This is a genomic window from Streptomyces sioyaensis, assembly GCF_004122735.1.
GTDB classification, from domain to species: Bacteria; Actinomycetota; Actinomycetes; order Streptomycetales; family Streptomycetaceae; genus Streptomyces; species Streptomyces sioyaensis.
In genome coordinates, this window is the sequence record NZ_SDIF01000016.1 from 72652 (window position 1) to 85540 (window position 12889).

The 12889-nt window shown below is 71.5% G+C and carries 17 protein-coding genes; 12 read left to right on the forward strand and 5 right to left on the reverse strand.

Annotation, left to right across the window (positions count from 1 at the left end):
* Positions 1 to 63 precede the first annotated feature (63 nt).
* The 4 genes from EST54_RS36130 (at position 64) to EST54_RS08485 (ending at position 1976) form a co-directional block, all read left to right on the forward strand.
* Positions 64 to 171, forward strand: a complete 108-nt coding sequence (locus EST54_RS36130) for a putative leader peptide (RefSeq protein ID WP_350252853.1) — start codon at positions 64 to 66, stop codon at positions 169 to 171.
* Positions 172 to 336: 165 nt separating this feature from the next.
* A complete protein-coding gene (locus EST54_RS08475; RefSeq protein WP_129246623.1) occupies positions 337 to 1182 on the forward strand; it encodes a sulfurtransferase in 846 nt (281 codons plus the stop codon).
* A gap of 40 nt (positions 1183 to 1222) precedes the next feature.
* Complete coding sequence (locus EST54_RS08480) at positions 1223 to 1510, forward strand: DUF1416 domain-containing protein (RefSeq protein ID WP_006603933.1); 288 nt, start codon at positions 1223 to 1225, stop codon at positions 1508 to 1510.
* Between the two features lie 178 nt (positions 1511 to 1688).
* Positions 1689 to 1976: a DUF3099 domain-containing protein gene (locus EST54_RS08485; protein WP_078568648.1), complete on the forward strand. Its 288-nt coding sequence runs from the start codon at positions 1689 to 1691 to the stop codon at positions 1974 to 1976.
* A gap of 17 nt (positions 1977 to 1993) precedes the next feature.
* Here EST54_RS08485 and EST54_RS08490 read toward each other — a convergent pair whose 3' ends face one another.
* On the reverse strand, positions 1994 to 2359 hold the full coding sequence (locus EST54_RS08490) for a DsrE family protein (RefSeq protein WP_006603935.1): 366 nt from the start codon (positions 2357 to 2359) through the stop codon (positions 1994 to 1996).
* Between the two features lie 291 nt (positions 2360 to 2650).
* Between EST54_RS08490 and EST54_RS08495 the strand changes: the two genes are divergently transcribed.
* From EST54_RS08495 to ygfZ, 3 genes are all read left to right on the forward strand, one after another.
* Positions 2651 to 3238, forward strand: a complete 588-nt coding sequence (locus EST54_RS08495) for an FABP family protein (RefSeq protein ID WP_129246625.1) — start codon at positions 2651 to 2653, stop codon at positions 3236 to 3238.
* A 67-nt stretch (positions 3239 to 3305) separates the two neighbouring features.
* Positions 3306 to 3743, forward strand: a complete 438-nt coding sequence (locus EST54_RS08500; RefSeq protein WP_129246627.1) for a Fur family transcriptional regulator — start codon at positions 3306 to 3308, stop codon at positions 3741 to 3743.
* 32 nt (positions 3744 to 3775) lie between these two features.
* The gene (gene ygfZ / locus EST54_RS08505) at positions 3776 to 4756 is read left to right on the forward strand and encodes a CAF17-like 4Fe-4S cluster assembly/insertion protein YgfZ (protein WP_129246629.1); all 981 of its coding nucleotides are present in this window, start codon (positions 3776 to 3778) and stop codon (positions 4754 to 4756) included.
* A 78-nt stretch (positions 4757 to 4834) separates the two neighbouring features.
* On the opposite strand, the gene dtd is transcribed toward ygfZ, so the two are convergent.
* Positions 4835 to 5260 carry a D-aminoacyl-tRNA deacylase gene (dtd, locus tag EST54_RS08510; protein ID WP_129246631.1) on the reverse strand — a complete coding sequence of 142 codons (426 nt, stop codon included), beginning with the start codon at positions 5258 to 5260 and terminating at the stop codon, positions 4835 to 4837.
* A 376-nt stretch (positions 5261 to 5636) separates the two neighbouring features.
* On the opposite strand from dtd, the gene EST54_RS08515 reads away from it, so the two are divergent.
* The 4 genes from EST54_RS08515 (at position 5637) to EST54_RS08530 (ending at position 8613) form a co-directional block, all read left to right on the forward strand.
* Positions 5637 to 6182 (forward strand): RsiG family protein, encoded by a 546-nt coding sequence (locus tag EST54_RS08515; RefSeq protein WP_129246633.1) that lies wholly within the window; start codon positions 5637 to 5639, stop codon positions 6180 to 6182.
* Positions 6183 to 6230: 48 nt separating this feature from the next.
* Positions 6231 to 7250: an asparaginase gene (locus EST54_RS08520; protein ID WP_129246635.1), complete on the forward strand. Its 1020-nt coding sequence runs from the start codon at positions 6231 to 6233 to the stop codon at positions 7248 to 7250.
* A gap of 207 nt (positions 7251 to 7457) precedes the next feature.
* Positions 7458 to 7889, forward strand: coding sequence for an ankyrin repeat domain-containing protein (locus tag EST54_RS08525; RefSeq protein ID WP_129246637.1), 432 nt, complete (start codon positions 7458 to 7460; stop codon positions 7887 to 7889).
* Between the two features lie 157 nt (positions 7890 to 8046).
* Complete coding sequence (locus EST54_RS08530) at positions 8047 to 8613, forward strand: NADPH-dependent FMN reductase (protein WP_129246639.1); 567 nt, start codon at positions 8047 to 8049, stop codon at positions 8611 to 8613.
* 431 nt (positions 8614 to 9044) lie between these two features.
* On the opposite strand, the gene EST54_RS08535 is transcribed toward EST54_RS08530, so the two are convergent.
* Both EST54_RS08535 and EST54_RS08540 read right to left on the reverse strand, forming a co-directional pair.
* Positions 9045 to 9929, reverse strand: coding sequence for a class I SAM-dependent methyltransferase (locus EST54_RS08535; RefSeq protein WP_239013136.1), 885 nt, complete (start codon positions 9927 to 9929; stop codon positions 9045 to 9047).
* A gap of 79 nt (positions 9930 to 10008) precedes the next feature.
* Positions 10009 to 10419: a VOC family protein gene (locus tag EST54_RS08540; RefSeq protein WP_129246641.1), complete on the reverse strand. Its 411-nt coding sequence runs from the start codon at positions 10417 to 10419 to the stop codon at positions 10009 to 10011.
* Between the two features lie 235 nt (positions 10420 to 10654).
* On the opposite strand from EST54_RS08540, the gene EST54_RS08545 reads away from it, so the two are divergent.
* Positions 10655 to 11245, forward strand: coding sequence for a TetR/AcrR family transcriptional regulator (locus tag EST54_RS08545; protein WP_129246713.1), 591 nt, complete (start codon positions 10655 to 10657; stop codon positions 11243 to 11245).
* Between the two features lie 242 nt (positions 11246 to 11487).
* Here the strand turns inward: EST54_RS08545 and EST54_RS08550 are convergent, their stop codons facing one another.
* A complete protein-coding gene (locus EST54_RS08550; RefSeq protein WP_129246643.1) occupies positions 11488 to 12480 on the reverse strand; it encodes an aldo/keto reductase in 993 nt (330 codons plus the stop codon).
* Between the last annotated feature and the right edge of the window lie 409 nt (positions 12481 to 12889).

The following is a 12889-nucleotide window of genomic DNA, read 5'->3' on the forward strand; positions in this document are numbered from 1 at the left end:
ATCACGTCTCATTATTCGACACGCCGGTGACACGCCCCACTCTGTCTCCCTACGATCGGAGCCATGCAGAGCTCATTGAGCGGTCTCCGTCCACGGGGACGTGCGGTACTGACGAAGCGGCGGGCAGTAGACCTGTGCCGCGTCGCCGCCATGCTCTGTCGCCCTGTCTGACGGGTCTTCCCTGCCCGTCCTCACCGGCCGGCCCCTCGGGCCGCCGCCCGCTCGTTCCCGCACAGCGCCCGCCCGGACCCCCCGCCCGGAGATCATCCGCGCGCACCCGGCGGACCCGCTTGCCACTCTGCAACCGCCCCCGCAACTGCCCCGGAGGAGAACACCATGAGCCGTAGCGACGTCCTCGTAGACGCCGACTGGGTCGAAGCCCACCTTGAGGACCCGAAGGTCGTCCTCGTAGAGGTCGACGAGGACACCTCGGCCTACGACAAGAACCACATCAAGAACGCCGTCCGCATCGACTGGAAGCAGGACCTCCAGGACCCGGTGCGCCGCGACTTCGTCGACCAGGCGGGCTTCGAGAAGCTGCTCTCCGCGAAGGGCATCGCCAACGACGACACGGTCGTCCTCTACGGCGGCAACAACAACTGGTTCGCCTCCTACGCCTACTGGTACTTCAAGCTCTACGGCCACGACAGCGTCAAGCTGCTCGACGGCGGCCGCAAGAAGTGGGAGCTGGACTCGCGCGACCTGGTCGACGGCTCCGAGGTCCCGCAGCGCCCGGCGACCGAGTACCAGGCCAAGGCCCAGAACACGGCCATCCGCGCCTTCCGTGACGACGTCGTCGCCGCGATCGACAACCTCAACCTCGTCGACGTGCGCTCCCCCGACGAGTTCAGCGGCAAGCTGCTCGCCCCGGCGCACCTCCCGCAGGAGCAGTCGCAGCGCCCCGGCCACGTGCCCAGCGCCCGCAACATCCCGTGGTCGAAGAACGCCAACGACGACGGCACCTTCAAGTCGGACGAGGAGCTCAAGGCCCTCTACGAGCAGGAGTCGGTCGACCTGGCGAAGGACACCATCGCCTACTGCCGTATCGGTGAGCGCTCCGCGCTGACCTGGTTCGTGCTGCACGAGCTCCTCGGCCAGACCAACGTCAAGAACTACGACGGCTCCTGGACCGAGTACGGCTCGCTGGTCGGCGTGCCGATCGAGCTCGGCGCCAACAAGTAACCACCCCCGCTTCTCCCTTACCCCTCAAGGAAGTACCCCTATGTGTGGAGCACAGGCAGGCGGCCCGGACGCCTCGACCATCAAGCCCGGTGAGACCACGATCCAGGGCAGCGTGACCCGCGACGGCGAGCCCGTCACCGGTTACGTCCGACTCCTGGACAGCACCGGCGAGTTCACCGCCGAGGTCCCCACCTCCGCGACCGGACAGTTCCGCTTCTACGCGGCCGAGGGCACCTGGACGCTGCGTGCGCTCGTCCCGGGCGGCACCGCGGACCGCACCGTCGTCGCCCAGAAGGGCGGCCTGGCGGAGGTTGCCATCGCCGTCTGACGGCAATGATGTCCGAAGGGCCGCACCCCAGAGGTTTGGACGCCTTGATCGGGGGTGCGGCCCTTCGGCGTGCCCGGCGCCGCGCGGCCCGGCCCGGACTCCACCCGGCTTCCGCCCGGCCGTTCCCCCGACTTCCGCCCGACTTCTGTCCGGCCCCGTGCGGACTTACGGTGGAGACATGGACGCGCACCGCCGGTCGCCCGTAGAGCGCCGCCATCGCAGGTACTTCGTCCTGATGGGCGTGTGCCTGGTGCTGTTCGTCCTGGCCTGGGGTGTGGTGCGGCTGTGGTCGGTGCCGGCCGCGGTGGGCATGTGCGTCGTCGCCATGGTGATCCCGCCGGTCGCGGCGATCATCGGCAACCGCCGCGAGCCCGGCGAGCGCTGGTGGGACGAGTCCGGCGATCCGGAGTCCGACCGCTGGTGGCGCGAGCTGGACGACCGGGGGGACGACAAGCACCCCCAGTAGGCCCGCCCGCGCCCGCGTCAGTAGACCAGCGCCTGGACGTCGTCCGGCATGATCTCGCTGACGAACACCTGGGCGCCGGCGATCCCGGCCCCCTCGATCAGGTCCTTCTGCTCGATGTCACGCCGCGCCGCGCACTGGGTGCAGACCGTGAGCGCCCCGCCGCCGGCCCGGATGCCGTCGATCAGCTCCGGCAGCGGCGCCGCGTGCGGCAGCTCGAACTCCGCCGCCCGTCCCGGCAGCGCGAACCACACCGACTCCCCGGTCAGCCACAGCGACACCTCGACGCCGCTGGCGACCGCCACCGCCGCCACCGTGAACGCCTGCGAGCACCGCTCGGGCGCATCCGCACCCGCCGTCACCTTGATCACGAGCTTCTTCGCCATGGGGCAAGACTAGGGCGGGAGAGGGGGCGGGAGACCTCACAGCGCCGCCGTCAGCGCCGCCGACTAGACTCGCAGGCGGTCCGTTACACCCTCACTCCGTCCAAGGAGCGCGCTCGTGCTTGAGGCATTCTTCACCACCCTGCTGGTTCTGGTCGCCGTCGGCGTGCTCGGGTTCGCCGCTCTGACCTGGCAGAAGCTCTACCAGGGCCAGCGCTGACCGACCGCCGGTCCGCGCCGGCCACGCGCCTCGCGCACACCGTCCGCCCCCTTCTATAGATCGTCTGAGCTCTCATGATCGAGATCCCGTCCGACCTGAACCCGGCCCTGGTGCCGCTCGCCTTCCTCCTCGGCACCTGGGAGGGCGCCGGCGTCGCCGACTTCCCGGGCACCGAGAAGTGCAACTTCGGGCAGGCGGTCACCTTCACCCACGACGGCCGTGACTTCCTCGAATACACCTCGCACAGCTGGGTGCTCGACGGCGAGGGCAAGAAGGTCCGCCCCCTGGAGACCGAAACCGGCTTCTGGCGCATCGACGCGGACCGCAAGGTCGAGATCGTGATGTGCCGCGACCAGGGCGTGGTGGAGGTCTGGTACGGCGAGCTGGCCGACCAGAAGCCGCAGATCGACCTGGCCACCGACGCCATCGCGCGCACCGCCGCGTCCGGCCCGTACAGCGGCGGCAAGCGGCTCTACGGCTACGTCAACAGCGATCTGATGTGGGTCGGCGAGAAGTCCACCCCGGACGTGCCGCTGCGGCCCTACATGTCGGCGCATCTGAAGAAGGTCGCCGATCTCAAGGAATGGGCGGAGAGCCTCCCCGACGACATGCCGGACGGCGTCTCCTTCTTCCGGCCGGACGGCACGCCCTACAACCCGTAAGGCGCCGGAGGATCCGCTCTCCCCAGGAATCTTCGCCGTCCCGGGGAGAGCACTTCATACTGGCGGTGTGGTGACCAAAGACTGGCAGAGCGACCTCCGCAGGCGCGGATACCGCCTGACCCCGCAGCGTCAGCTCGTGCTGGAGGCTGTGGACAGGCTGGAGCACGCCACCCCGGACGACATCCTCACCGAGGTGCGCAAGACGGCGGGCGGGGTCAACATCTCCACCGTCTACCGGACCCTGGAGCTCCTGGAGGAGCTGGACCTGGTCAGCCATGCCCACCTCGGCCACGGCGCCCCCACGTACCACCTCGCCGACCGCCACCACCACATCCACCTGGTGTGCCGGGACTGCACGGACGTCATCGAGGCGGATCTGTCGGTGGCCGAACCGTTCACGGCGCAGCTGCGCGAACAGTTCGGCTTCGAGACGGACATGAAGCACTTCGCGATCTTCGGGCGCTGTGCGGCCTGCCGGGGCAAGGCCGCCCCGGGCGACGGCTGAGGCAGTTTGACGGCGAGTCGTAGGCTGGGCGCATGCTGCGACAATCACCCGCCAGCCCCTTGCTGTCGCTGCCCGGCGCCGTCCCCGCCGAGGCTCCCGACGAAGGCGTTGCCGCGCACTACGGCGACCTCTTCCGGGAGCAGCGCGCGCTCGCCGACGGCTCCGGCTTCGTCGACCTCTCGCACCGCGGCGTGGTCACCGTCACCGGCCCCGAGCGGCTGAGCTGGCTGCATCTGCTGCTCACCCAGCACGTCAGCGACCTCCCGCCCGGCCAGGCCACCGAGGCGCTGATCCTGTCCGCGCACGGCCACATCGAGCATGCCGTCTCCCTCGTCGACGACGGCGAGACGACCTGGATGCACACCGAACCGGGCATGCAGGAGGCGCTGATCGCCTACCTGGAGAGCATGAAGTTCTTCTACCGGGTCGAGGTCGCCGACCGCACCGGCGGGATCGCCGTCGTGCATCTGCCGGCCGGCTCCATCGCCGAGGCGCCCGAGCACACCGTCGTCCGCGAGACCCCGCACGGCCGCGATCTGTTCCTGCCGCGCACCGGCCTGGAGGCCTTCGCCGACGCCAACGGCCCGGCCATCGGCGTACTGGCGCTGGAGGCGCTGCGGGTCGAGGCGCACCGCCCGCGGCTGGGCCTGGAGACCGACCACCGCACCATCCCGCACGAGGTGGGCTGGATCGGCAGCGCCGTCCACCTCCAGAAGGGCTGCTACCGCGGCCAGGAGACCGTCGCCCGGGTCCACAATCTCGGCAAGCCGCCGCGCCGGCTGGTCTTCCTGCACCTGGACGGCAGTGAGGTCCATCTGCCGCCGCACGGCACCCCCATCCGCCTCGCCGCGGACGGCGAGGAGGGCCGCCAGCTCGGCTTCGTCACCACCTCGGCCCGCCATCATGAGCTCGGCCCGATCGCGCTCGCCCTGGTCAAGCGGAACGTTCCGGTGGACGCCCCGCTGATGGCGGGCGGCACCGCCGCGGCCCAGGAGGTCGTCGTCGAGCCGTAGCCGCGACGGGCTGAGCCGTAGCCGGGGCGGGCTCCCGCCCCGGCTGCCACCTGCGGGACCGGACCGGCACGGTCCCGGCTACACCTCGACCAACACCGTGAACGGCCCGTCGTTGGTCAGCGACACCTTCATGTCGGCCCCGAAGCGGCCGGTCTCGACAGCGGCGCCCAGCGCCCGCAGCTGTGCGACGACCTCGTCGACCAGCGGCTCGGCGACCGGCCCCGGGGCCGCGGCGTTCCAGGTGGGCCGGCGCCCCTTGCGGGCGTCACCGTAGAGAGTGAACTGGCTGATCACCAGGAGCGGCGCCGAGGTGTCCGAGCAGGACTTCTCGCCCTGCAACAGCCGCACCGACCACAGCTTGCGGGCGAGCTGCGCCGCCTTGAGCGGTGTGTCGTCGTGCGTGACCCCCACCAGCACGCACAGCCCCTCACCGACGATCTCCCCGACCGTCTCGCCCGCCACCTCGACGCGTGCGCCGTCAATCCTCTGCACCACAGCTCGCATACCCGCCATGATGCCGGGCGGGCCGCGCCCTTCGGACAGCAGTGCCCCCACGGGGGCCGTTCGGGTGCCATGGCCCTGCAGAAGGACCGCCCAGAGTGGCACGATGCGTGCACGTGGTGCGTTTCATGGACAACATGCCCAGGACGCGGCACCGGACGAGGGGACGGAACGATTCATGAACACTCTCGGCGCCGGACAGACACCCGGTCCCGTACCAACCGCCCGTACGACACCGACCGGACGGACGACATCCACCGCCCCCACGACAGACCCTGCCCGTCCGGCACCCGGCACCCCACCGCCGCCCACCGCCCTGACGACGACCACGACCGCGGCAACGGCTCGCGTCGAGCCCCCCGGCACGGAGGACGGTCCCATGCTCCCGGCAGGCAAGGCGCAGCACCCCCGCCCCCCGCAGCAGCGCGACCACTGCCGTCCGGCGACCACTCCCGACCTGTCCGGTCTGGGGCTGCCCGAGCTGCGGGTGGTACGGCGTGACTCGCAGCAGGAAGAGGCCGATCTCAGTTACGTGCGGCGGCTGTTGCAGGGCCGGATCGACATTCTGCGGGCCGAGATCGCCCGCCGGACCACCCAGCACTCCCCCCTCCTCGACCGGCTCCCGGAGATCCTGACGGACCTGCCGTCGCGGCACCGCTCCTCGGCGCGGCACGTGACGCTGGGGACCCCGCACAGCGAGGAGTACCGCAGGCTGGCCGAGGAGATGCTCGGCGAGGTGGAGCTGTCCGACCTCACCGCGCGCACGGACCAGGAGCTGCACGACGCGATGGGCCGCCTGATCCGCTACGAGCAGCAGGTGTCGCGGCGCCGCCAGTCTCTGCAGCGCACCACCGACGATTGCAGTGCCGAAATCGCCCGCAGGTACCGTGAAGGCGAAGCGCAAGTAGACGACCTGCTGTCCTGACCGGCCACAAGCCTTCGGGGGCGCAGGCCACTCCCCGGAAGGCCACCGATGACCTCGCCCACTCCGATACCCGAGCCGATCCCGGGCTCCGCCGCGACCCCGGTTTCCGGGGCGGTGGTGCCCCTGGCGGCGCACCCCGTCCTCGCCGAGGTCGTCCGCTCCGGCTTCGTCGAGGGCCGGCACCGCGGCTCGCTGGTGGTCCTCGCGGCCGACGGCAGCGTGGACTGGGCGCTGGGTGAGGTCACCACGCCGGTCTTCCCCCGCTCCACGAACAAGCCGATGCAGGCCGCGGCGGTGCTGCGGGCGGGCCTGGACCTCTCCGGTGAGCGGCTGGCACTGGCCGCCGCGAGCCACTCCGGCGAGGCGTTCCACCTCGCGCTCGTACGGACCATGCTGGCCGAGCACGGGCTGACCGCCGACCACCTCCAGACGCCGGCGGACCTGCCGCTGGACCCGGAGGAGGCAGAGGCCTACCTCGCCTCGGGCCGGGCCCGTGACCGTCTCACCATGAACTGCTCGGGCAAGCACGCCGCCATGCTGGCCGCCTGCGCCCTCAACGGCTGGCCGCTCGCCTCGTACCTCGACCAGGACCATCCACTGCAGCAGCTGGTGGCCGAAGGGGTCCGCAACGCCGGCGGCGAGGACGTCGCCCACATCGGCACGGACGGCTGCGGCGCGCCCCTGCTCTCCCTCTCCCTGACGGGCCTGGCCCGCGCCTTCCGGCACTTCGTACTGGCCGCGCCCGGCACCCCCGAGCGGCGGGTCGCGGACGCGATGCGCGCCCACCCGGAGTTCGTCGCCGGCACCCGCCGCCCCGACACCTGGCTGATGCAGGCCCTCCCCGGGACCCTCGCCAAGATGGGCGCCGAGGCCGTCCAGGCCCTGGCCCTCCCCGACGGCCGCGCCCTGGCCTTCAAGATCGACGACGGCGCCACCCGCACCCTCGGCCCGGTCCTCGCCCGCACCCTGCGCCTCATGGGCCTCGACCACCCCGTACTCTCCCGCCTCGAAGACGCCCCGCTCCTCGGCGGCGGCGCCCGGGTCGGCGAAATCCGCGCCAGCTTCTGAGCGACGGGGGCGGGGGCCGTCCTGGGCGACGGCTGCGGGGCCGGGGCGACGGCTCCGGGGCTGTGGTGGCGAGGGCGCGACTACGGAGCCACCGCACGCCCGCCCCGCCCGTGCCCGTGCCCGTGCCCGCTGCCGCAACGGCGTGGGCCTGCATAAGGTGGCGATGACAGCGCACGCACCACCCACCACAGCAGGAGGCCGGCGACCATGAGCGACGCGAATTCCGAGCCGCAGGGGCCCGAGGCGATCGAGCACGCGCACGACCCCGAGGTCCTGCAACTCGCGGCCAAGGTGTTCGACCTGGCGCGGAACGGTGACACCGACACCGTCGCCGCATACGTGGACGCGGGCGTTCCCGCCAACCTGACCAACGACAAGGGCGACTCGCTCGTGATGCTGGCGGCCTACTACGGCCACCCGGCCACCGTGGAGGCCCTGTTGCAGCGCGGCGCCGACGCCGACCGCGCCAACGACCGCGGCCAGACCCCGCTCGCCGGCGCGGTCTTCAAGGCAGAGGACGAGGTCGTCAAGGTCCTGATGGCACACGGCGCGGACCCGTCGGCGGGCACCCCCTCGGCGATCGACACGGCCCGGATGTTCGAGAAGGCGGAGCTGCTGAAGCTGTTCGGGACGGAATGACCTGACCCGGCGGACGGCACGGCGGCTGGGAACGCTACCGGGGTGGCCCCCGCCCGCCCTTGACCTCAAGTTCGCTTGAGGTCCTAGCGTCGGGTCCCGACGGCGCCCCAGCCGTCACCGACTCACGCGTCGTCACGCCACACCATGAAGGGCCCGCATGTCCGAGCACCCGTACCGCCTCGCAGTGATCATCGGCAGCACCCGGGAGGGCCGGTTCGCACCCGTCATCGCGAACTGGTTCACCCGGCACGCCGAACGCCACCCGCACACCGACGTGGACGTCATCGATCTGGACGCGGTCCGCCCGTACGAACTCCGTTACGGCAGCGAGGAGTACGAGTCCTTCGCCAAGCGCGTGGACGAGGCGGACGCGTTCGTCGTGATCACCCCGGAGTACAACCACTCCTTCCCCGCCCCGCTCAAACACGCCATCGACCTGCTGCGCGCCCAGTGGCAGGCCAAGCCGGTCGGCTTCGTCTCGTACGGCGGGATCTCCGGCGGCCTCCGCGCCGTCGAACAACTGCGGCTGGTCTTCGCCGAGTTGCACGCCACCACGGTGCGCGAAACGGTGAGCTTCCCGCTCGCCGGCAACCTCTTCGACGACGCCGGAGACCTCCACGAACCGGCCGCCGCCACCCAGGCCGCCGATGCCCTGCTCCGCCAGCTGACCTGGTGGGCGGTGACCCTCCGCGAGGCCCGCGCCACCCGCCCCTACGGGGCCTAGGGGGTGTCTCTTCGATCTCCGTGGATCAGCCTGCGTCGTCTGGTGCCGTGCATCGCAAGGCGGAGCGTCTCCCGCGGACTGGGTGTCCGTGGGTGATGCGACAACGCGGCGTGGGGGTACCCCCAGCGTTAGCTGGGGGAGTGCGGTGCCAGGCGTCGCAGGCCCACGGAGATCGAAGAGACACCCCCTAGGCCGTATCGCTCACGAGCGTTGTCCACACCCCGCTGTCCACACCCCGCTCGGTGTGATCCATGACGAAGACCTCCGGCGTGGCGGAGCCGACCAGGACTCCACCACCCCGGAGGTCTTCGTCTCGTCTCCCACCGCAACGCCCGGCCGGCCGTCTTCGGCAGGAAGCTGCCGGTCGAACGTGCCCGAAGTCGGCGCACCGCCCTCCCGACATCCATACGCATCGCGCACGGCCGAATTCTTCAGCGCACCGCCGTCGCGACATGCATGCGCATCGCGCACGGAATGCGCCCGTCCGGCAGCGCCATCGCCGCCGACTCCGCCTCGAAGCGGGCCCGCAGATCCGCCGTGACCGAGGCATCGAGCGGCCCGAGGTCGTAGAACGTGCTCACGGTGCCCCAGATCCGGTCGGGCGGGCCGGTCAGATCGACACGTACGGTCTCCCACTCCACCGGGCCGAATCCGGCCGGGCGGAACACCGCGTCGAAGCCCTCGCGGGTCCGCAGCCGCGGGTCCCCGAGCCGCGGAATCCGCTGTTCCGCGGGCGCCGCCAGGAACACCGGCTTCGCCAGCCGCAGAAACAGCTCGCACGCCTCACCGCCGGCCGCCCCGCCGCCCAGGACGACGGCCAGCGTGCCGCCGGGCTCCAGCACCCGCGCCAGCTCCGCCGCCACCCGGTCCGCCTCGCCCATCAGCATCAGCGCCATATGGGACACACAGCCATCGAACCGACCGTCCTGGAAAGGCAGTTGTTGCGCCCGTCCCCTACGGAGGTCGGCCCGGTCGACGCCCGGCCGGCGGCTCGCCAGCGCCAGCTCCTCGGCGGACAGATCGAGCCCGGCGAGCTCCCGCCGGGCACCCCCGTCCCGCTCGGCGAGGAGTTCGAGCAGCAGCCCGTCACCGCAGCCGAGATCCAGCACCCGGTCGCATGCCGACACCCGGTCCCGCAGGATCTCGTAACTGGACCGGCCGTCCTCGGCCCGCCCGTGCGCCATGGCCTGCACGGTCACCGCGGGGTGCGCGTCATGAAAGGCCCGCAGAAACCCTTCCGGGTCCGTCGCCGTCTCTTTCCGGTCTGCCGCCGTCTCTTCCCGGTCCGTCGCCGTCTCTTCCTGATTCGTCGCCATCCGCCGATCCTAGGGACCCCCGCCCTCACCTCCGCCCCTTCCGCCGGGAACCCAACTCCCCACCCCTCTTGGCGAGTTCTCACCCCACAGAGGGGCGCTCCTGGAGCGCCCAGCCGTTGCCGTCCGGGTCGCTGAAGTAGACGAACGAGTTCCACGCGCCGCCGGGACCGTCGACCATCGCCCCGTTCTCGACATGCTGTACGGGGCCGACCGCCACCCCCCGCTCGGCCAACTCCGCACGGGCCGCGGCGATATCGGGCACCACCAGCTGCAGCCCGTGCACCGCACCGGGCTTCACCTCCGGGTCATCGGCGCCCTCGCCGATGACGATCGAGCAGCCCGACCCCGGCGGCGTCAGCTGCACGATGCGGACGTCGCCGCCGACGCACATGTCGTGATCGACGACAAAGCCCATCTGCTCGCTGTAGAAGCGCTTCGACCGTTCCACGTCGGCGACCGGAATCGGCACCAGTTCGAGCTTCCAGTCCATGGCGCGCCGTCCTTCCGTTCGGCCGACGGCCCAGGAACGGCTGCCCTCGGCACCGGCTCTCCGCGCTGAAAAAAGTCTAGGCAGCAGGGGCGGAGGCGCGCACCGGCAGCGGAGGCGGATGCGCGCGCACCATTGACGGAGTGAGTACTCACTCCGTACTGTGGACCGCATGACCCCAAACTCATCACCCTCACGCCGACGCGCCCCCGGCATGAGCGTCGAGCAGCGCCGAGCCATGATCGTGGCCGCCGCGCTGCCGCTCGTGGCGGAGTACGGCGCGACCGTCACCACCAGCCAGATCGCCCGCGCCGCCGGTATCGGCGAGGCCACGATCTTCCGCGCGTTCAAGGACAAGGAGGAGGTGCTGGACGCCTGTGTCGCCGAGGCCGTGGGCCCGGACCATGTGCTGCGCGAGCTCGCCTCGATCTCCCTGGACGAGCCGCTCGCCACCCGGCTGACCGAAGCCGCCGAGGCGCTGCGCGCCCACATGGAGCGGATGGGGACCGTCATCGGCGCCCTGCACGCCTCCGGCCACCTCCGCGGCCGCGCGGCCGGCCCAGCGGCGCGGGACGCCGGTGACGGCCCGCCGCCGGACGCCCGGGCACGGTCCGTCGCCGCCCTGCGCCACGGCATCATCGAGCTGCTCGCACCCGACCGCACCGCGTTCCGCCTGAGCCCCGAGAAGGTCGCCTCCGCGTTCCTCGGCCTGCTCTTCACCAGGCTGCAGTCTCCGGCCGCGGAGGGCGACGACGCCCCGCTCACCCCCGAAGAACTGATCTCCGTCCTTCTGCACGGCACCCTCGACGCGAGCCCCGGGAGCGCGTGATGGCCATGCCCCCACCGACCATCCGCGGTGTGCCCGCGGCCTGTTCTTCCTTCCTCGATGACTCCGGCAACCTCTACGAGGTCATGTCACCGGAGTAGGAGGTCATGTCACCGGAGTAGCCGGGCCACGGGGCCACCGGACAACCAGGCCCCGGGCCGCCGGAGCCCCGGGACGCCTAGCCTCCGGGGCCCGGGGCCCGGAGGCCTCCGCACCCCCGCACCACCGAGCCGCCGACCGGTGCCTCATCCCTCGACGAACGCCATGCTGGCCTCGTCGTACCGCGTCCCGGCTATCCGGCCGGCGGGGGCCGCGGCGTCGATTGCGGCGAGTTCCTCGGCGGTCAGCTCGATGGCGAGCGCGCCGAGGTTCTCCTCCAGATACTTCTGCCGACGGGTGCCGGGGATCGGCACCACATCGCTTCCGCGGTGCTGCACCCAGGCCAGGGCGAGCTGCCCGGCGCTGACGCCCTTCTCGGCGGCGATCTCGTCGAGCTTCTCCACGATGGCCAGGTTCTGCTCCAGGTTGCCGTCGGCGAAGCGCGGCTGGCTGCGGCGCATATCGGACTCCGGCAGCCCCTTCACCGAGGTGTAGCGCCCGGTCAGAAAGCCGCGGCCGAGCGGCGAGAACGGCACCAGGCCGATGCCGAGTTCATGGCACACCGGCGCGATCTCGTGCTCCAGATCGCGGGTCCACAGCGACCATTCGCTCTGCAGCGCGGCGATCGGGTGCACCGCATGCGCCCGTCGGATGGTCGCGGCACTCGCCTCGGACAGCCCGAGGTGCCGCACCTTGCCGGCCGCGACGAGCTCGGCCATCGCACCGACGGTCTCCTCGATCGGCACGTTCGGGTCGACGCGGTGCTGGTAGTAGAGGTCGATGTGGTCGACCCCGAGCCGGCGCAGGGACGCGTCACAGGCCTCCCGCACATAGGCGGCGTCGCCCCGGATCGCCGTCGGCTCGCCGAGCCGGTTGGCGAACCCGAACTTCGTCGCCAGCACCGCCTCGTCCCGCCGGCCGGCCACGGCCCGGCCGATCAACTCCTCGTTGTGGCCCGCCCCGTAGAAGTCGGAGGTGTCCAGCAGGGTGACGCCGAGGTCCAGGGCCCGGTTGATGGTCGCGATCGACTGCGCGTCGTCCGACGCGCCGTACCCGTGGCTCATCCCCATGCACCCGAGCCCCTGCGCGGAAACCGCGAGCTCACCGAGGTGACGGGTCGGAATGCTCGTCGTGGTCATGATGCTGTTGCCTCCTGGACGTGGCGTACGACGGACGGATCTGGATCCCGGACCGGCAGCCCCTGAACACTGAGCCCTGGCCCGGACTGCGACAACGGAGCCACCCGCCCCGCCCGAGCCCGAGCCCGAGCCATCTGCAGGCTGTCGGCTGTCGGCTGTCGGCTGTCGGCTGTCGGCTGTCGGCTGTCGGCTGTCGGCTGTCGGCTGTCGGCTGTCGGCAGCCACCTACCAGCTGACGGCAGCGACTCCCCACCGGCGGCCGTCTGCCGTAGACCCGGTGCCGGAATCCCGTCTCGAACGCTATGAGTTGGAGGGCGCTCCAAGTCAACCAAGCATCACGACAGCCCGACGACGGCTCGTCACCGAGACGTCCGCCCCTCGGCTGAAGCCCGCCCGTCGCCGGACGCCC